14 protein-coding genes are annotated in these 19,883 nt (G+C 61.2%); 8 read left to right on the top strand and 6 right to left on the bottom strand.

Annotation, left to right across the window (positions count from 1 at the left end; all coding sequences use genetic code 11):
• Nucleotide 1: 1 nt before the first annotated feature.
• Both cyoB and cyoA read right to left on the bottom strand, forming a co-directional pair.
• Complete coding sequence (gene cyoB, locus AB6803_RS16730; RefSeq protein WP_371109926.1) at nucleotides 2–2,005, bottom strand: cytochrome o ubiquinol oxidase subunit I; 2,004 nt, start codon at nucleotides 2,003–2,005, stop codon at nucleotides 2–4.
• 47 nt (nucleotides 2,006–2,052) lie between these two features.
• Nucleotides 2,053–3,180 (bottom strand): ubiquinol oxidase subunit II, encoded by a 1,128-nt coding sequence (gene cyoA / locus AB6803_RS16725; RefSeq protein WP_371109925.1) that lies wholly within the window; start codon nucleotides 3,178–3,180, stop codon nucleotides 2,053–2,055.
• Between the two features lie 389 nt (nucleotides 3,181–3,569).
• Between cyoA and AB6803_RS16720 the strand changes: the two genes are divergently transcribed.
• From AB6803_RS16720 to AB6803_RS16690, 7 genes are all read left to right on the top strand, one after another.
• Nucleotides 3,570–4,907, top strand: coding sequence for an MFS transporter (locus tag AB6803_RS16720; protein WP_371109924.1), 1,338 nt, complete (start codon nucleotides 3,570–3,572; stop codon nucleotides 4,905–4,907).
• A gap of 223 nt (nucleotides 4,908–5,130) precedes the next feature.
• Complete coding sequence (locus AB6803_RS16715) at nucleotides 5,131–6,147, top strand: iron ABC transporter substrate-binding protein (protein ID WP_371109923.1); 1,017 nt, start codon at nucleotides 5,131–5,133, stop codon at nucleotides 6,145–6,147.
• A 173-nt stretch (nucleotides 6,148–6,320) separates the two neighbouring features.
• The gene (locus AB6803_RS16710) at nucleotides 6,321–7,874 is read left to right on the top strand and encodes an ABC transporter permease (protein ID WP_371109962.1); all 1,554 of its coding nucleotides are present in this window, start codon (nucleotides 6,321–6,323) and stop codon (nucleotides 7,872–7,874) included.
• Entirely contained in the window at nucleotides 7,871–8,932 is a 1,062-nt protein-coding gene (locus AB6803_RS16705) for an ABC transporter ATP-binding protein (protein WP_371109922.1), read from the top strand. Before AB6803_RS16710 ends, AB6803_RS16705 begins: the two co-directional genes overlap by 4 nt.
• Nucleotides 8,933–9,013: 81 nt before the next feature.
• Nucleotides 9,014–10,180, top strand: coding sequence for a M20 aminoacylase family protein (locus tag AB6803_RS16700; protein WP_371109921.1), 1,167 nt, complete (start codon nucleotides 9,014–9,016; stop codon nucleotides 10,178–10,180).
• A 246-nt stretch (nucleotides 10,181–10,426) separates the two neighbouring features.
• The gene (locus AB6803_RS16695) at nucleotides 10,427–10,966 is read left to right on the top strand and encodes a hypothetical protein (RefSeq protein WP_371109920.1); all 540 of its coding nucleotides are present in this window, start codon (nucleotides 10,427–10,429) and stop codon (nucleotides 10,964–10,966) included.
• A 93-nt stretch (nucleotides 10,967–11,059) separates the two neighbouring features.
• Nucleotides 11,060–11,437, top strand: coding sequence for a hypothetical protein (locus tag AB6803_RS16690; RefSeq protein ID WP_371109919.1), 378 nt, complete (start codon nucleotides 11,060–11,062; stop codon nucleotides 11,435–11,437).
• Nucleotides 11,438–11,715: 278 nt separating this feature from the next.
• Here the strand turns inward: AB6803_RS16690 and AB6803_RS16685 are convergent, their stop codons facing one another.
• The 4 genes from AB6803_RS16685 to AB6803_RS16670 form a co-directional block, all read right to left on the bottom strand.
• Nucleotides 11,716–13,494: an adenine deaminase gene (locus tag AB6803_RS16685; RefSeq protein ID WP_371109918.1), complete on the bottom strand. Its 1,779-nt coding sequence runs from the start codon at nucleotides 13,492–13,494 to the stop codon at nucleotides 11,716–11,718.
• On the bottom strand, nucleotides 13,491–14,414 hold the full coding sequence (locus AB6803_RS16680) for a nucleoside hydrolase (protein ID WP_371109917.1): 924 nt from the start codon (nucleotides 14,412–14,414) through the stop codon (nucleotides 13,491–13,493). The genes AB6803_RS16685 and AB6803_RS16680 overlap by 4 nt, the downstream gene beginning before the upstream one ends.
• 87 nt (nucleotides 14,415–14,501) lie before the next feature.
• Complete coding sequence (locus AB6803_RS16675) at nucleotides 14,502–15,887, bottom strand: M20/M25/M40 family metallo-hydrolase (RefSeq protein ID WP_371109916.1); 1,386 nt, start codon at nucleotides 15,885–15,887, stop codon at nucleotides 14,502–14,504.
• A gap of 109 nt (nucleotides 15,888–15,996) precedes the next feature.
• The gene (locus tag AB6803_RS16670; RefSeq protein ID WP_371109915.1) at nucleotides 15,997–16,428 is read right to left on the bottom strand and encodes a MarR family winged helix-turn-helix transcriptional regulator; all 432 of its coding nucleotides are present in this window, start codon (nucleotides 16,426–16,428) and stop codon (nucleotides 15,997–15,999) included.
• Nucleotides 16,429–16,858: 430 nt separating this feature from the next.
• Between AB6803_RS16670 and polA the strand changes: the two genes are divergently transcribed.
• Nucleotides 16,859–19,861: a DNA polymerase I gene (gene polA, locus AB6803_RS16665; protein WP_371109914.1), complete on the top strand. Its 3,003-nt coding sequence runs from the start codon at nucleotides 16,859–16,861 to the stop codon at nucleotides 19,859–19,861.
• Nucleotides 19,862–19,883 lie beyond the last annotated feature (22 nt).

Below are 19,883 nucleotides of genomic sequence, written 5' to 3'. Positions count from 1 at the left end.
TTTACACCTGTCCTGCGAGCTGCTTCGTACGCTCGTTCTCGGTCTTCACCACCTCCTCGGCGGGAATGTGGTAGTCGCGCTTGTAGTTGAAGGTATGACCGATCGTAATGACGATCATCGCGGCGAAGGTGATGGCGGCGAGCCACCAGATGTACCAGATCATCCCGAATGCGAAGGCGATCGAGAGAACGCCGAGGATGATGCCCGTGCCGGTATTCTTCGGCATGTGGATCGGGATGAAGCCTTCGGTCGGCCTGACGTAGCCACGGCTCTTCATGTCGTACCAGGCATCATGATCGTAGACGATCGGCGTGAAGGCGAAGTTGTAGGCCGGCGGCGGCGACGAGGTGGACCATTCCAGCGTGCGTCCGTTCCAGGGGTCGCCGGTGTGGTCGCGAAGCTCTTCGCGCTTCATGAAGCTGACGGCGATCTGGATAAGGAAGCAGGCGATGCCGATCGCGATCAATCCCGCGCCGAAAGCCGCGATGATGAACCAGATCTGAAGTGACGGGTCTTCGAACTGGCTGACGCGGCGGGTGACGCCCATCAGGCCGAGGATATAGAGCGGCATGAAGGCGAACCAAAAACCGATCTGCCAGAACCAGAAGCTCATCTTGCCCCAGAAGGGATCGAGCTTGAAGCCGAAGGCCTTCGGGAACCAGTAGTTGACGCCTGCGAACATCCCGAACAGCACGCCGCCGATGATCACGTTATGGAAGTGGGCGATCAGGAACAGCGAATTGTGCAGCACGAAGTCGGCCGGCGGAACCGCGAGCATGACGCCGGTCATGCCGCCGATGGTGAAGGTCACCATGAAGCCGACGGTCCACAGCATCGGCACGTCGTAGCGGATGCGGCCGCGATACATGGTAAAGAGCCAGTTGAACAGCTTCGCGCCCGTCGGGATCGAGATGATCATCGTCGTGATGCCGAAGAAGGAGTTGACGCTGGCGCCCGAACCCATGGTGAAGAAGTGGTGCAGCCAGACGAGGTAGGAGAGGATCATGATCACGCAGGTAGCGTACACCATCGAGGCGTAGCCGAAGAGGCGCTTGCCGCTGAAGGTGGCGACGACTTCCGAGAACACGCCGAAAGCCGGCAGGATCAGGATGTAGACTTCCGGGTGGCCCCAGATCCAGATGAGGTTGACATACATCATCGGATTGCCGCCGAGGTCGTTCGTGAAGAAGTTCGTACCGGCGTAGCGGTCGAGGGTCAGCAGCGCGAGCGTGGCGGTCAGGATCGGGAAGCTGGCGACGATCAGGATGTTGGTGCAGAGCGACGTCCAGGTGAAGACCGGCATTTTCATGAAGGTCATGCCAGGCGCGCGCATCTTGATGATGGTGGCGACCAGATTGATCCCCGAAAGCGTCGTTCCGATACCCGCGACCTGCAGGCCCCAGATGTAATAATCGACGCCGACGTCGGGACTATAGGCGATGCCGGAAAGCGGCGGATAGGCCAGCCAACCGGTCTTGGCGAATTCGCCAACGAAGAGCGAGATCATGATGACAATCGCGCCGGCCGTCGTCATCCAGAACGAGAAGTTGTTCAGGAACGGGAAGGAGACGTCGCGCGCGCCGATTTGCAGCGGCACGACGAGGTTCATCAGACCGGTGACGAAGGGCATCGCCACGAAGAAGATCATGATGACGCCGTGGGCGGTGAAGATCTGGTCGTAGTGATGCGGCGGCAGGTAACCCTCGGAACCGTTGAAGGCGAGCGCCTGCTGCAGACGCATCAGCAGTGCGTCGGAAAAGCCGCGCAGCAGCATGATCAGCGCCAGGATGACATACATGATGCCGATCTTCTTGTGATCGATGCTGGTGAACCATTCCGTCCAGAGATAGCCCCAGAGGCGGAAATAGGTGAGCGCGCCCAGAAGAGCGATGCCGCCGATCGCGACGCCGATGAAGGTCACGACGAGGATCGGCTCGTGATAGGGAATAGCGTCGAGCGTCAGCCGACCGAAGATGAATTTATAGAGGTCCGGGTTGGAAAACATGGATTGCCTCTGTCCTTATAGATGTCTTGTTACTGAGCGCACGGAGATCAATGATCCTGGTGCTGCGCCGGCTGCGAGGAACCGGTCGACGAGTCCGAAGAGGAAGCGCCGCCCATGTTCATGCCCGGCATGGAATTGTCGCCATGCTGCATGGTGTGAGCGGCGGCATCGTCGGCCTTTACCGGTGTGGCGTCGACATGATCCGTGTCGCGATTGTCGTAGATCAGCCGCTCGCGGTTTTCCTGGCTTTCCTTGCCGGCGCCGCCCTTGGCGTCGATATGCATCATTTCGCTCATGCACATCTTGCTTGGATCGGCGCACATGTTGAGGATGGCGTCGTAGAGACCCTTGTCGGCGACGTTGTAGTAGCGAACGGGCTCCCGTTCGCTCGGCTTGGCGAGTGCCAGATATTCCGAGCGGCCGAGCGTCGTGCCCTGGCTCTTGGCCTTCTCGACCCACTGGTCGAAGTCCGCCTGAGAGAGACCATGAAACTTGAAGCGCATATGCGAGAAGCCGGCGCCGCTGTAGTTGGCGGACAGGCCCTCATATTCGCCCGGATGGTTGATGACCGCATGCAGCTTCGTCTCCATGCCTGGCATGGCGTAGATCTGTCCGGCAAGCGCCGGGACGAAGAAGGAATTCATCACCGCCGAGGACGTGATCTTGAAGTTGATCGGCGTGTCGACCGGCGCGGCCAGTTCATTGACCGTGGCGATGCCGAGATCCGGATAGAAGAACAGCCATTTCCAGTCGAGCGCGACCACTTCGACGGTCAGCGGCTTGACGTTCTCGGTGATCGGCTTGTCCGCTGCGATGCGGTCGAGCGGCCGGTAGGGGTCGAGTTGGTGGGTACTGATCCAGGTTACCGCGCCGAGCGCGATAATAATGGCCAGCGGCGCCGACCAGATCACCAGTTCCAGACGGGTCGAATGATGCCATTCGGGATCATAGGGAGCGGCCGTGTTCGACTGGCGATATTTCCAGGCGAAGAACAGCGTGAGGAAGATCACCGGTATGATGATGATCAGCATCAGGACGACCGAGATGACGATGAGGTCGCGTTGCTGCACGGCGATGTCGCCGGAGGGAGCCATCACCACCATGTTGCAGCCCGAAAGCAGCAGGAATAGCGGGAGGACAAATAAGCGGCTGAAAATCTTCGATAGTCTTAGCACGTCTTAAAGCTCTTTTTGTTTCGACCCTACCGCAGCTAAAGGACGGAGGTCATGAACGATATGAGGTGTTTCGTCGCACCGCAGCAAGTTCGGGTGCAATGCGGTATTAGGCGCGGTCTCACTATCGGGAAAACCCTGATAAATCCAGAAGGTTTTCCAACGGTCCGTAGCTTTTATCGGCGCCAATATACCCGGATCGGCGAAAATGGCTACCGATTGTGGCACGTCAACCCGGCATTGCGGCAGCGAAAGTCGAATTGGCCTGATTCAACGGCTAATTTGCGAATTATTTCATGCTCGACACTTGATAAGTTCGCACGTTTGATCAACATTTTGATTGTACGCGAATTCGTGGAGGAGTTCGCGTCTCGAGAGGGAGGCTCTCACACATGGTCAGTGTTACGCATGAAGCAGTAAATGCAACATCTACAGGTTTTGAACGCGACGCCCGCAGCATGCATGCGGGGAGTGAGGTCGCACCCGGTAATATTGCCATCGGCGTGATCATCGGTCGCACGTCCGAGTTTTTCGATTTCTTCGTCTATGCCATCGCATCGGTCCTGGTTTTCCCGAAGCTGATCTTCCCCTTCGCGGATCCCCTGCATGGCACCATGCTTTCCTTCCTGATCTTTTCGCTTGCCTTTATCGCCCGCCCGATCGGTTCGTTCATCTTCATGGCGATCGACCGCGCCTATGGCCGCGGCGTCAAGCTGACGATCGCGCTGTTCCTGCTCGGCGGTTCGACGGCATCGATGAGCTTCCTGCCCGGCTATGCCGAGATCGGCGGCTACGCGATCCTTCTGCTCGCCGTCTTCCGTATCGGCCAGGGTCTGGCGCTCGGCGGCGCCTGGGATGGTCTGGCCTCATTGCTGGCGTTGAATGCACCGGCCAATCGCCGCGGTTGGTTTGCAATGATCCCGCAGCTCGGCGCACCGATCGGCTTCATGCTGGCTAGTGCGCTCTTTGCCTATTTCGTCATGAGCCTGACGACCGCCGATTTTCTGGATTGGGGCTGGCGCTATCCGTTCTTCTGCGCCTTCATGGTCAATGTCGTGGCGCTCTTCGCCCGGCTTCGTCTTGTGGCCACGCCGGAATTCGGCGCGCTGCTGGAGCGCCATGAGCTGGAGCCGGTCAGGATGACGGAGCTTCTGCGGGTGCATGGCCGCGACGTGCTGATCGGCGCCTTCGTGCCGCTGGCAAGCTTCGCGACCTTCCATCTGGTCACCGTCTTCCCGCTGAGCTGGATGACGCTCTATAGTGACCAATCGCCCGGGTCGTTCCTGCTGGTGGAATTCGTCGGCGCGATCTGTGGCATCGTTGCGATCATCTGTTCCGGCCTGCTGGCCGACCGGATCGGCCGTCGCAACCAGTTGGCTGTCGGTGCGGTGCTGATCGCTTGTTTCGCCTTCGTCGCGCCCTGGCTGCTCGATGGCGGCAACACCGGCCGCCACATCTACGTGGTTCTCGGCTTTACGCTGCTTGGCCTTTCCTTCGGCCAGGCCGCCGGCGCCAGTGCGTCCCGCTTCACCCGGAACTATCGCTATAGTGGCTCGGCTCTGACCTCGGATCTCTCCTGGCTGATCGGCGCCGGCTTTGCGCCCTTCGTGGCGCTCAGCCTCTCCAGCCAGTTCGGCTTGGTCTATACCAGCCTCTATCTGCTCTCTGGCGTTGTCTGCACGCTTGTCGCGATCTTCTTCAGCAAGACGCTGGAAACGCGCGATACCTGATCGGAGCTTCGGGATATCAAAAGGCCGCGATGCGAAAGCGTCGCGGCCTTTCGCGTGTTCCGGCTCAAGCATCCACGCTGCTGGAAAATCCGGCGAAATCTTGACTCTCCTTTCAAGCTTTTGTGATACAAACGGACGTGCGGAAACTTGAAAAGAATAGTCAGGAAAAATATAGGCTATCGCACCACCGTCAAAGACGGGGTTTTCAAGCGAGAGGACGCCCATGACTTTTTCCTTTACCCATCTTACCAGCGCGCTGGCGCTTGCCGCGGGCCTTACGGTCGCTCCGCTGATGGCAAATGCCGCCGAATCCGAAGGCATCGTCGTCTACAATGCCCAGCATGAGACGCTGACCCAGGCCTGGGCGGATGGCTTTACCAAGGAAACCGGCATCAAGGTGACGATCCGCAACGGCAGCGACATGCAGTTCGCCAACCAGATCGTCGAGGAAGGTGCCGCGTCCCCCGCCGACGTCTATCTGACGGAAAATTCTCCGGGCATGACCCTGGTCGACGCCAACAAGCTTTTTGCCCCTGTCGATGCCGAAACGCTGGCGCAGGTGCCGGAAAATTTCAAGGCGGCCGATGGTAATTGGGTCGGCGTCGCCGCCCGCTCGACGGTTTTCGCCTATGACAAGACCAAGCTGAAGGAAGCCGATCTGCCGAAGTCGCTGCTCGACCTCGCCGATCCCAAGTGGAAGGGCCGCTGGGGCGCGTCGCCGGCCGGCGCCGATTTCCAGGCGATCGTCAGCGCGCTTCTCGAGCTGAAGGGCGAGGACGCCACCAAGTCCTGGCTGAAGGCGATGAAGGAAAACGCCACCCCTTACAAGGGCAACAGCGTTGCCATGAAGGCTGTTAACGCCGGTGAAATCGAGGGTGCGGTCATCTATCACTATTACTGGTTCGGCGATCAGGCCAAGACCGGTGAAAACAGCAAGAACGTCCTCCTGCATTACTTCAAGAACCAGGATCCGGGCGCCTTCGTCAGCATTTCCGGCGGCGGTGTTCTCGCCTCCAGCCAGCACCAGAAGGAAGCCCAGGCATTCCTGAAGTGGATCACCGGCAAGGGCGGCCAGGCCGTTCTGCGCGACGGCGATTCCTATGAATATGCCGTCGGAAACGGTGCTGAATCCAATCCGAAGCTGGTGCCGATCAAGGATCTGCAGGCCCCGAAGGTCGAGCCTTCCAAGCTGAACAGCAAGAAGGTCACCGATCTGATGACGGAAGCCGGGTTGATCTAAGCTCTTGCATCACTGTCGCATGCCCTGCTAGGGGCATGCGGATGGTCTTTTGGCCAGTTCGATCCCGGCAATCGCCTTAAACGGCGGTTGCCTTCCTGTTTCAGGGCGTGAAAGGCAGCTGAGACTTGCTGCAGAAGAACACATATGCCGCGCCGGCTGGTCAGGCCGCTGCCATGCGAGTGCCTCCGCTGACGGCTGCGCCTCGCGGCCGCGTTCCGCATGCTTCCGTTATCGCTCTTGCATCCGTCGTCGCCCTTCTGAGTCTGGTGCCGCTCGGCTTCATCATCTGGATCACTGTCGACACCGGCTGGTCCCAAGTGGTCGCGCTTATCTTCCGCAACCGCGTTGGCGAGTTGCTGGTCAATACCGTTCTTCTTGAAGTCTGCACCATCCCGCTTTGCATCCTGCTTGCCGTCACGCTCGCCTGGCTGACCGAGCGCACCGATATCCCCGGCGCGCGCCTGTGGTCCTGGCTGGCGGTCGCGCCGCTTGCCGTGCCGGCTTTCGTGCACAGCTACGCCTGGGTGAGCCTCGTGCCCGGCATGCGCGGGCTGTCGAGCGGCGTGCTCGTGTCGGTGCTGGCCTATTATCCCTTCCTCTATCTGCCGGTGGCCGCAGCGCTGCGCCGCCTCGATCCGGCGATCGAGGATGCCGCCGCCTCTCTTGGCCTCAATCCCTGGCGCGTCTTCTTCCGGGCGATCCTGCCGCAGCTTCGCCTCGCCATCTGCGGCGGCTCGCTGCTGATCGGCCTGCACCTGCTGGCGGAATACGGTCTCTACGTGATGATCCGCTTCGACACGTTTTCGACCGCGATCGTCGATCAGTTCCAATCCGCTTATAACAGCCCGGCCGCCAACATGCTCGGCGGCGTTCTGGTCTTTTGCTGTCTCCTTCTGCTCGGCATCGAAGTTCTGGTGCGCGGCAATGAGCGTTATGCCCGTGTCGGCTCCGGCGCCGCCCGTCCGGCGGATCGCCGTCGTCTCGGCTGGTTCATCGTTCCGGCCGTCGTGCTTCCGGTGGTGGTGGCCGCGCTGACCCTCGGCGTGCCCTTCGTGACGCTGGCGCGCTGGCTCTATCTGGGCGGTGCCGGCATCTGGCGGATGGAGACGGTCGGCAATGCCCTGCTGCAGACCATCGGCCTGGCGATTGCCGGCGGACTGCTTGCCACCGTCGCTGCCATTCCGATGGCATGGCTCTCGGTGCGTTCGCCGGGCCGGCTGCAGCGCATCCTCGAGGCCTGCCATTATTATGTCGGCTCGCTGCCGGGTGTCGTCGTCGCCCTGGCGCTGGTGTCGATCACGGTGCGGCTGATCCTGCCGCTCTACCAGACCTTCGCAACGCTGCTGCTTGCCTATGTCCTGTTGTTCCTGCCGCGCGCCATGGTGGGCCTGCGCGCCAGCATCGCCCAAGCCCCGGTCGAGCTCGAACGCGCCGCCATGGCGCTCGGCCGCACGCCGGCCCAGGCCGTGCGGCAGATCACCATGCGCCTTGCCGCTCCCGGTTTTGCCGCTAGTGTCGCGCTGGTTGCGCTTGGGATCACCAATGAACTGACGGCAACGCTGATGCTGTCGCCGAACGGCACGGTGACGCTGGCGACGAAATTCTGGTCGCTGACCAGCGAGATCGATTATGTCTCCGCGGCGCCCTACGCCTTCATGATGGTGGTTCTGTCGCTACCGCTCACCCTTCTTCTCTATACGCAATCCAAGCGGACGGCGGGACAATGACCTTTCTGGCGATCAAGACCATCAGCAAGCGCTACGGCCCGGTATGCGCGCTCGATACTATCGACCTCACTGTCGCCCCCGGCAGCCGCACCGCCATCGTCGGCCCGTCCGGCTCCGGCAAGACGACGCTGCTGCGCATCATCGCCGGCTTCGAGACCCCGGATGCCGGTCAGGTGACGCTGGAAGGCGAAACGCTGGCGGATGGCCCGTCCGTCGTGCCCGCCCATCGTCGCGGCATCGGCATCGTCTCGCAGGATGGCGCCTTGTTTCCGCATCTGAGCGTGGCGGACAATATCAGCTTCGGCATGGAGCGCGGACGGCCGGATCGCGCCGAGCAGATCAATGCGCTGATCGACATGGTGGAGCTCGATCGCAACATGCTCGATCGCCGCCCGCATCAGCTCTCCGGCGGCCAGCAGCAGCGCGTGGCGCTTGCCCGCGCGCTTGGCCGCAAGCCGAGGCTGATGCTGCTCGATGAACCCTTTTCCGCACTCGACACGGGCCTGCGCGAAAACATGCGCAAGGCCGTCGCCCGCGTCCTGCAAATCGCCGGCATCACCACGATCCTGGTGACGCATGATCAGGCCGAGGCGCTATCCTTCGCCGATCAGGTCGCCGTTCTGCGCGACGGCAAGTTGGTGCAGGCCGGAACTCCGCAAACGCTCTACCTCCATCCTAGGGATCGCGAGACCGCGACCTTTCTCGGCGACGCCATCCTGCTGCCGGCAGACCTTGGCGATGGCTTTACCAATTGCGCGCTGGGCCGTATTCCGGCTGACACCGCCGGCCGGCAGGGCCGTGCCGACATCATGCTGCGGCCCGAACAGCTGCAACTGAGCGTCCTCGATGATGCCGGAGCGAGCGCCGCCTGCGTCGGCAAGGTTACCGACGTCGAATTCGGCGGTGCCGTCTGCACGGTGACGGTCGTGCTTTCCCAGGCCAATGGCGGCGAGACGCTGAACATCAAGAGCTCGGGCGTAGGTCTGCCCGAGGTCGGCAGCATGGTCTCCGTGATCGTCCTTGGCAAAGCGCATGTCTTCGACAAGCCTGGCGCCTGAGCTGCTTTTCGGTTGAAGCCATCGGCGCTTTAGGGAAGATAAGGTGAGGCCGCTATCATGGCCGATGCCAAAGGAACCCCCATGTCTCTTCCCGATGAGATCGCTCCCGATCTCCCCTTTCTGACATCCCTTCGCCATAACCTGCACGCTCATCCGGAATTGGGGTTCGAGGAGGAGCGCACCAGCGGCATCGTCGCGACATTGCTGGAGGAGGCGGGTATCACCGTGCATCGCGGTCTCGGCAAGACCGGCGTCGTCGGCACGCTGCAGGTCGGCAACGGCACCCGCCGCATCGGTCTTCGTGCCGACATGGATGCGCTCGCCATGCCGGAAAAGGGTAACAGGCCCTACAAATCCACCATCGCCGGCAAGATGCATGCTTGCGGTCATGACGGCCACACGACGATGCTTTTGGGCGCTGCCCGGCAACTGGCGGCAAAGCGCGGCTTTTCCGGCACCGTGCATTTCATCTTCCAGCCGGCCGAGGAAGGGCGCGGCGGGGCGAAACGCATGGTCGAGGAAGGCCTCTTCAATCTCTTCCCCTGCGATGCCGTCTACGGCCTGCACAATATGCCGGGTCTCGATATCGATGAGATGGCCGTGGTCGAGGGGCCGCAGCTTGCCTCCTCGGATAGCTGGCGCATCAGCTTTCGCGGCACCGGCACTCATGGCGCCAAGCCGCATCTCGGCAAGGACCCGATCACGGCGGCGGCGACGTTCCTCTCCTCATTGCAGACCATTATCGGCCGCGTCGTCGACCCGCTGCAGCCGGCCGTCGTCAGTGCCTGCTCGGTACAGGCGGGCGACCCCAAGGCGCTGAACGTCATTCCCGACACGGTCGAGATCGGCGGCACGGCACGGGCCTATACGCCGGAAGTCCGCGATCAGCTCGAACAGGAGATCGGCCGGCTGGCGCATGGCACCGCGGCGATGTACGGCATCGCGGTCGACTACCAGTTCGAACGCCGCATCTCGCCGGTCGTCAACAATCCGGATGCGACGGCGCGAGCGCTGAAGGCGGCAAAAAGCGTGTTCGGCGAGAAGATCGTCACCCGCTTCCCGCCCTCCACCGCCGGCGACGATTTCGCCTTCTTCGGCCAGAATGCTCCCGGCTGCTACGTCTGGCTCGGCAACGGCCCCGCAATCGACGGCGCCCTGCATCACAACACGGCTTATGATTTCAACGATGATGCAATTGCATCCGGCGTGGCGTTCTGGACGACGTTGGTGGAGCAGGAGTTGGGGTGAGGATCGCTTTTTCCTCAACGAAGCTCCAGAACTATAATTGTGTCCGTTTGCGTCTCTACAGAAAGATTTAGATAGAGTGTGATAGTTAAGGAATATTATCTATGGCGTCCGAAGCGTTAGCGTATAACTAGCGCTATTTAAGTATAGAATAAAAACGTATTGCAATTATATATATTTAATTTATTATTATGTGGATGGAGTGGTAAGTTTAAGCACAATGTGACGTTGGCAGCAAAGGGAGGATTTATGCGAAATCAACTCTTCAGCGCAATTGTGTTGATGGTCTTTTCCTTTTCTGGAGACGCGATGGCTCAGGAAAACGGCCCGACGATCATTCCAGAGCAACTCCAAAAGCTTGCTTTGAAGTTTCCCATAACCGAGCGCTTGAAAATCGATTGGAATGAGGCCGCGCCTGAGGATGTTGGGCGATACCTAGGATTTCTGGCAGCTGTCAACGAAGTAGCGCTCACAGTTGCAAAGAGCCATGATAGGAAAGAGCCGAGTGAAGTGGACTTTCTTGCAGCTCTGTCGATTGAGTGCATTTGGCCAAACCACAAACCGCCGCTAGTGGAAGCATCATGGCCGCTTCAAGAGCCCGCATTTTATAATGCAGCTGTGCGAGAGACTATTCGGGCAGCAGTAGGGCCAGTCGCAAGAGAGCTTCCTGATCGTATCGAAAAGCTCGGACAGGATTTGTACGCTTCATCAGGCGGTGAGCTTCCGACACAACCGGATCGTTACTACAAGGACATCTTTGATATCAAAAAATTGACCGGAGGGAAGTAGATGTGGGATTGTGTCGCTAGCACACTCCTGTTCTTAGCGAAGTGGCCGATCTTAGATCTAGCGTTAGGAATCCTTTGGATTAGAAGTGTATGGGTGGCGTGGAAGGGTTACCAACAGCCTAACCAAAAGGATGAGGTGGACGAGCGAAGCTTAGGGGCGACCGTTATCCTCGCGCATCTTAATGGAACGCTCACAAGTGCTTCGATCATTGCAGCTGGGGTTGGTGCATTTGTCGCACTCACGCCAGATAAGCTTAGTATCTTTGCCTTGGCGCATCTGAAGCTGGCAGCTATTTTCGCGGTGGCCGCTTTGGGAAGTACGGTGTACACGATGGCCATCCTGCCAACGCGCGCACCAAACACAAATTTTGTTCGTTCCAAGGAAGTCGCCCTTTTTAGTACTATACCACTTATATGCGTTACTCTTGCTGGCGCCCGCTTCGTGCTTGCAATTTGCGCGTACCTAAATTGACGTATGATCAATTGGGAATCTAAGTGCGATAGCAGCGTATCCAACTCATGGTGAAATATGATGATATCAATATCGCTTTAGGTCGGAAGCGGTCTCTCATGTAATCCGTCTGCTGTTTGCTTCCGGCATTTTGCGCTTTCCAATTCCCGCTAAAAATGGCTGGTAGCATTCGCTGCTATATGACGACACATTGTCTCTTGCCGCTCAAGGCCGCACACTTTGCTCTGTGCTCCCGCATGCGCCTATCGGATACCTTCTCTGTACGGGAAAAGGTAACTTCAGCCCAGCACTGCCGTCTCCAACACCCGTCCCGTCACCACATCGGCAATTCCACGATCCGTCTGGTGCGGGCCGATATTGCAGGCGAGTGTCGCGCCGAAACAGGCCTTGAAGACGAGATAGGGCGGCTGCCAGTCGACGATCGTTTCAATTGCCTCGCGAAGGGCGCTGAAAGTCAGGGCTGTCTTTTCAAGCGGCGCATCGCTCACCAGGCCGGAAAGCGGCAGCGGTAGCACGATCTGGACTTTGCCGTCGCTGGCCACTGCCAGGCCGCCGCCGGTTGCGATGACGGCGTTGGCGGCGAGCGTCATGTCCGTGACATTGCCGCCGAAGACCGTGAGATTGTGGCTATCATGCGAGACGGTGGTGCAGAAGGCGCCGCGCCATTCGCCCCAACCGGTGAGGAAGCCAATGCGCGGGCGTCCATCCGCCTTGCCGTGGCGATGGGCGACGGCGATCATGGTGGTCCCGGCCGGCGCCACGACATATCCGTCCGCCACCTCGGCTTCGATTTCGCCCCATTGCGTGAAGCGCGGCCGGTCGATCGTCGCAAGCCGCACGCGGTTGCCGCTGGCTGGTACGCGGAAATCATCTTCGCTGAGCGGTGCAAGTTTGACCGAATTCTGTAGTGGCGCCGTATCGAGATGCGCGACCGTGCCGGCGATCCTGCCAGCCTCGGCGACGAGCTCGCCGTTGGCAATCACTTGCTTTGCCTTGAACGCCCGGAGATCTTCGAACAGCACGATGTCGGCGCGGCGGCCGGCGGCGATCAAGCCGAGGTCGTTGCGGCCGAGCCGCATGGCGGCGTTGAGCGTTGCCGCCCGCAGCGCCCATTCCGGCTTCAACCCGTCGCGCACCAGCCGGCGAACGACATCATCGAGGCCGCCGTTGACATGCAGTTCGTCGGGGAAGACGTCGTCGGTGCAGAGCGTCACCGTCTGCGGCAGGAAGCCGAGATCGTTGATGACCTCGACGAATTGTTTCAGCAGATGGTCATGCGAGCCGCGCAGCTCGATGGTCAGGCCGGCGGAGAGCTTGGCGAGGAAATCGGCGTTGGAGGTAAGCTCGTGGTCGGAGGAGATGCCGGCCGCCATGAAGGCGCTGAGATCGGCGCCTTCGAGACCGCGAGCATGGCCGCAGACAAGCTTGCCGGATTGCAGCCCGGCATTGACGATGGCGCTGGCACGCGGATCGCCGTCGATGACGCCGCGCATGGTCATGACCTCGGCAACACCCCCGATCTCGGGCCAGGCCAGCATCTCGGCCATGGCGGAGGCATCGAAATCGGCGCCCGCCAGCTCCAGGCCGGGGGCGGAGGGAACGCAGGATGGCGCCAGTGGGATCACCCGCAGTGCCAGCGGCCGGGTCGCCTCGACCGCCCAGCGCACGCCATCGAGGCCATGCACATTGCCGAACTCATGCGGATCCCAGACGATGGTCGTAACCCCGCGTGGCAACACTGCCTCTGCATAGAGGGCCGGCGTCACCATCGAGCTTTCGATATGCATATGTGTGTCGATCAGGCCGGGTGAGAGGAAGCAGCTCGAGGCATTGATCGTCTCTGTCGCATCGGTGCGGCTGCCCGGCGCATGCACGCTTGCGATCAGCGGCCCGACAATGCCGATATCGGCGGCGCGGATCTGGCCAGTCACCATGTCGACCAGGCGGCCACCCACAATCAGCAGATCGAAAGGCGCATCGCCGCGCGCTGCAGCGACCGCACGGGCGCGTAGCTCGGGCGCGTTGAGGTCGCCGGGCTCGAGGGAATGCTGGATCATCGGCGTGCCTCGTTGATCATGGCGTCGAATATGATGGCGCGAGCCCTGTCGGCATCGATCTCGGCGGCGAAATGGGCGTTGAATTCCGCATGCGATGCGCGCGTCTCGACGACGGTGCGCCCGCGTGTGTGCTGCCCCCACAGCTCGGCATCGATCCGGGCATGCTGGAGCCTGGCGATATCAGGGGCGACGAAGATGGCGGCGGCGGTCGGATCGTAGATCGCCATGGCCGGTCGGCCGCGGCTGATGGCAATGTTGACGTAGCCGCCGAGGAGATCGGCAAGCATTTCGGCATTCTTGCCACCGGCCTGACGCACCCGCTCGACATCGTCGGGCCGCGCCAGCACCTTTCGGCAAATGTCGAGATCGATCATCTGAAGCGGCAGGCCGTGCGCCAGCACGATAGCAAGTGCTTCCGGATCGGCATAGGCATTGAATTCGGCCGAGGCTGTGTGGTTGCCCGAGGTCACGCCGCCACCCATCCATGTCAGCTCGTCGATGCGGGCGGCAAGGTCGGGACGGGCGAGCGCCAGCGCGGCGATATTGGTGAGCGGCCCGAGCGCCAGAATGCGCTTCGGCCCCGAGCCGTCCGCAAGCCAGTCGCAGAGGGCGGCAAAGGCATCGCTGGACGGAAGCTCATCCGCCGGCGGCAGGACTTTGCCCGTGGTCGGTATGCCGCTTGACCCGAGAATGCTTTGCGCCGTTTCCAACTTGCAAAGCACCGGAAGTTCCCGGCCGGTATGGATGCGGAACGTCCAGCCGAAGGCGGCTACGGCGCTGGCAGCATTGGCACGCACCTGCTTAAGCGGCGCATTGCCGCTCACCAGCGAAACGCCGTCGATCGCGAGGCTCGAATGCGCAACCACCAGAATGGCGGCGATATCGTCGAAGCCCATGTCGGTATCGATCCAGATCCCCATGGCTATGCCTGTCTGTCGAATTGAAAAAGGGGGAGGGGTGCCAACGAGGGGACGCGCGATCGGGACCGCGCGCCGCCGTTCACTAGCTCAAGCGAGCGCGTCGAGGATGCGGATCCAGGAGCGGATACCCTTATGATAGGACCGCAGCTCGTATTTCTCGTTCGGCGAATGGATGCGGTCGTCCGCAAGGCCAAAGCCAACCATCAGGGATTCCATGCCGAGCATCTTCTGGAAGTCGCCGACGATCGGGATCGAGCCGCCCATGCCGATGACGATAGCTGGCTTCGGCCACTCGTTGGAAAGGGCGTTCTTCGCCTTGGTCAGTACCGGCGAATCGTAGGACAGGTGGATGGCCGGCGAAGCGCCATGCTCCTGGAACTCCACCGAGCAGTCAGCCGGCACCTTTGAGCGGACATAGGCGCGGAAACTGTCGCGGATCGCTGCCGGGTTCTGCTGCCCGACGAGGCGGAAGGAAACCTTCGCCGAGGCCTTGGCGGCAATTACCGTCTTGAAGCCGGCGCCGGTATAGCCGCCCCAGATGCCATTGACCTCCGCCGTGGGACGCGCCCAGGTCAGCTCCAGCACGGAACGGCCCTTTTCTCCCGCCGGGATCGACAGGCCGACATCGCCGAGAAAATCCTGCGCCGAGCGGCCGAGCGTTTCCCAGGAGGCCTTGATATTGGCGGGAGTCTCCTCCACGCCGTCGTAGAAGCCGGGAAGCGTGATGCGCCCGGTCTCGTCATGCAGGCCGGCAAGGATATCGGAGAGGATATGGATCGGATTGGCAGCCGCACCGCCGTAGAGGCCGGAATGCAGGTCGCGGTCGGCGGCATTGATGGTAACCTCCTCGCCGACCAGACCGCGCAGGGCGGCCGCGATTGCCGGGGTGTCGCCGTCCCACATGCCGGTATCGCAAACCAGCGCATAGTCCGCCTTCAACTCGGCCGCATTGGCTTCGAGGAAAGGCTTCAGCGACGGAGAACCGGACTCCTCTTCACCCTCGAACAGGATGGTGATGCGGACCGGCAGCCCACCCTTGATCTCCTTGTAGGCGCGAACGGCCTCGACGAAGGTCATCAACTGGCCCTTGTCATCGGAGGTGCCGCGCCCAACCAGGATCTTCCGGCCGTCGCCCATGTCCTTGATGGCGGGGGCGAAGGGATCGCTCTCCCAAAGTTCGATCGGATCGACCGGCTGCACGTCGTAGTGACCGTAGAACAGCACATGCGGCGCATCGGCGCTGGCAGCGTCGTGGTGGGCAACGACCATCGGGTGGCCTGATGTGTCGCGCACCGATGCCGTAAAGCCGAGCTTGGTCAGATAGGCGGTGAGCCATTCCGCCGCCTTGCGGCACTCCGGCTTGAAGGCGGGATCGGTCGAGATGGACTGGATGCGCAGCAGTTCGAACAGATTGTCGAGGCTGGATGGAAGGTTCTGATCCGCGCGGTCGAGAACGGGCGATACATCGGTCATATCCGACTCCTTACATGAAAATTGCTGGGACGATAGACCAAAGCCCGGCTGGTTTCGAGGCGGGAAATCCGAAAAATTCCGGCGTTTCGTCGCTGCCCCGGAGGACCATCTAAATATGCTTGGCGTTTTCGAGAATGCGTTTGACATATTCGAGCAGCAGCTCGCGCTCGAAGGTGCGGAAGCCCCGAAACATGTCCCTGTCCGCCGCGATCGCCGCCTCGACGGCTTCGGTCTGCATGGCGGCGGCCTTGCCGGTCAGGAAGATCAGCTGCGCGCGCTTGTCGGATGGGTGCGGCCGGCGTTCCACCAGCCCATCGCGCTCCATGCGTGATAGCGTATTGGCCATCGTCGCCTGCTCGATGTCGACGCGCTCCAGCAATTGCTTCTGCGTCAGCCCGTCTTCGGTCCACAGTTCGAGCAGGATGGGGAACTGACCTGGGGAAAAGCCGAGCCGTGCCGCGCGTTGTTGTAACGAGCGGGAGAATCCCTTTGCCATCTGATTGGCAAGGTAGGCCGCGGAGTCGGTCCGGTTGAATCCCATGATTGCAAGTATGCCAGTATTCGGTGCCAAAACAATCGGCAATTCGCGGGCGGACCTGCCCGGGAATCGGGCAGATTGCAACGCTATTTCGATCCGGTTTCGGCAGACGGCGCGAATGGGTCAAACAGAAAAGCCGCCATGGCCTGGAGGGGCGCCATGGCGGCTCTGAAAAAGAGGACAAAGGCCCGGAGAGGGGGATAGGCCTTTGTCCAAGTCTGACATGGCGGGGGACAGGCCGGGTGTCAGACCCTCGGCGTAATCAATCGCCGGTGAATATGAAATGTGGCTCCGAATGTGGTTTTTCAAGGGATTTCGCAGATTGGAATGATTAAAACTTAGTAACGTTTCAGTGAGAGATTTGGCCCGTTCGCGCGCCGCCAGACGGAACTTTATATGGACGTTGGAAGTGCGCCACGCTATCCATGCTTCCATGAAAAAAGGTGATCATCTCTTCCTCGTCGACGGTTCCGGATTCATTTTCCGGGCCTTCCATGCCCTGCCGCCGCTGACGCGCAAGTCCGATGGAGTGCCGGTCGGCGCCGTCTCCGGTTTCTGCAACATGCTGTGGAAGCTTTTGACCTCGGCGCGCGATACGTCGGTCGGTGTGACGCCGACGCATTTCGCCGTTATCTTCGACTATTCCTCGAAGACATTCCGCAAGGATATCTACGACGCCTACAAGGCGAACCGCTCGGCGCCGCCGGAAGAGCTGATTCCGCAATTCGGGCTCATCCGCCAGGCGACCCGCGCCTTCAACCTGCCCTGCATCGAGACCGATGGCTTCGAGGCCGACGACATCATCGCCACCTATGCCCGCCAGGCAGAGGCGACCGGTGCCGACGTCACCATCATCTCCTCCGACAAGGACCTGATGCAGCTCGTCACCCCCATGGTCCACATGTATGACAGCATGAAGGACAAGCAGATCGGCATTCCCGACGTCATCGAGAAATGGGGCGTGCCGCCGGAAAAGATGATCGACCTGCAGGCCCTGACGGGCGATTCGGTCGACAACGTGCCCGGCATTCCCGGTATCGGCCCGAAGACGGCGGCGCAGCTTCTGGAGACGTTCGGCGATCTCGATACGCTGCTCGCCCGCGCCGGCGAGATCAAGCAGGAGAAGCGCCGCGAAAACATCATTGCCAATGCCGATCTCGCCCGTATTTCCCGGCAGCTGGTGACGCTCAGGACCGACGTGCCGCTGGAACTGCCGCTCGACGAGCTGGTGCTCGAGCCGCAGAACGGCCCGAAGCTGGTCGGTTTCCTGAAGGCGATGGAATTCACCTCGCTGACGCGCCGTGTTGCGGACGCCTGTGACTGCGATCCGGCGGCGATCGAGCCGTCCGACGTCAAGGTCGAGTGGGGCAATACCGCCCATGGCCCGGATCTCGATGTCGGAGACAATGTCGAGCTCGTCGCCGGCGGCACGGTCGCTGCCGAGGGTGCTTCCGTTCCGGCGCCGGCGGTCAAGCCGCGCCTGGCCGTCGAGGGGCTGACCGAACCAGCCGACCTCACCAAGGCCCGCGCGGCAAGCTTCGCCACCGCACCGATCGACCATTCGAAATATGTCACCATCCGCGATGTCGTCACCCTCGAGCAGTGGATCGCCGATGCGCGCGAAACCGGCATCGTCGCCTTCGACACAGAGACGACGTCGCTCGATGTCATGCAGGCCGAAATCGTCGGCTTTTCACTGGCGATTGCCGATAACAAGAATGATCCATCCGGCGCCTCCATTCGCGCCGCCTATGTTCCGCTCAACCACAAGAACGGCGTCGGCGATCTGCTCGGCGGCGGCCTTGCCGACAATCAGATCCCGCTGCGCGATGCCCTGCCGCGGCTGAAGGCGCTGCTCGAGGACACCTCCGTCCTCAAGATCGCGCAGAACCTGAAATATGACTACCTGCTGATGAAGCGTTACGGCATCGAGACCAAGGCTTTCGACGACACGATGCTGCTGTCCTACGTACTCGATGGTGGCGCCAACGCTACGCACGGCATGGACAGTCTGTCGGAGCGCTGGCTCGGCCATAAGCCGATTGCCTACAAGGACGTTGCCGGCAGTGGCAAGTCCAACATCACCTTCGACCTCGTCGATATCGACCGCGCCACGGCCTATGCCGCCGAGGACGCCGATGTGACGCTGCGCCTCTGGCTGGTGCTGAAGCCACGGCTGGCCGCCGAAAAGCTCGCAACCGTCTATGAGCGCCTGGAGCGGCCGCTGGTGCCGGTACTTGCCCATATGGAAGAGCGCGGCATCACCATCGACCGGCAGATCCTGTCGCGTCTCTCCGGCGAGCTGGCACAGGGCGCCGCGCGGCTGGAGGACGAGATCTATACGCTGGCCGGCGAGCGCTTCAACATCGGCTCGCCCAAGCAGCTCGGCGACATCCTCTTCGGCAAGATGGGCCTTGCCGGGGGTAGCAAGACCAAGACCGGGCAATGGTCGACCTCGGCGCAGGTGCTGGAAGACCTAGCGGCTGCCGGCTTCGAGCTGCCGCGCAAGATCGTCGACTGGCGCCAGCTCACCAAGCTGAAATCCACCTATACCGACGCACTGCCAGGCTACGTCCACCCGGAGACCAAGCGCGTCCACACCTCCTATTCACTGGCCTCGACCACGACCGGGCGCCTGTCCTCCTCCGAGCCGAACCTGCAGAACATTCCGGTCCGCACCGCCGAAGGCCGCAAGATCCGCACGGCCTTCATCTCGACGCCCGGCCACAAGCTGATCTCGGCCGACTACAGCCAGATCGAACTGCGTGTGCTGGCGCATGTCGCCAATATTCCGCAGCTCGAGCAGGCTTTTGCCGATGGTGTCGACATTCACGCCATGACGGCGTCGGAAATGTTCGGCGTGCCGATCGAGGGCATGCCGAGCGAGGTGCGCCGCCGCGCCAAGGCGATCAACTTCGGCATCATCTACGGCATCTCCGCCTTCGGCCTTGCCAATCAGCTCTCAATCGAGCGCTCGGAAGCCGGTGACTATATCAAGCGATATTTCGAGCGCTTCCCCGGCATCCGAGACTACATGGAAAGCACGAAGGCGACGGCGCGTGACAAGGGCTACGTCGAAACCATCTTCGGCCGCCGCGTCCATTTTCCGGAAATTAAGTCGTCCAATCCTTCCGTGCGCGCCTTCAACGAACGCGCTTCAATCAACGCGCCGATCCAGGGCTCGGCCGCCGACGTCATCCGCCGTGCGATGATCAAGATGGAGCCGGCGCTGTCGGATGCCGGTCTCGGCGAGCGCGTCCGAATGCTGTTGCAGGTGCACGACGAACTGATCTTCGAAGTCGAGGACGCCGATGTCGAGCGCTCGACGCCGGTCATCGTCTCGGTCATGGAAAATGCCGCCATGCCGGCGGTGAACATGTCCGTGCCACTGAAGGTCGATGCGCGGGCGGCGAACAATTGGGATGAGGCGCATTGAGGTTGCCGACCGAGGTAACGAG

It is taken from the genome of Rhizobium sp. RCC_161_2, assembly GCF_041355235.1.
In the GTDB taxonomy this organism is placed as follows: Bacteria; Pseudomonadota; Alphaproteobacteria; order Rhizobiales; family Rhizobiaceae; genus Rhizobium.
The sequence above is the reverse complement of the archived record's forward strand: the minus strand, read 5'-3'. Positions and strand labels throughout refer to the sequence as shown.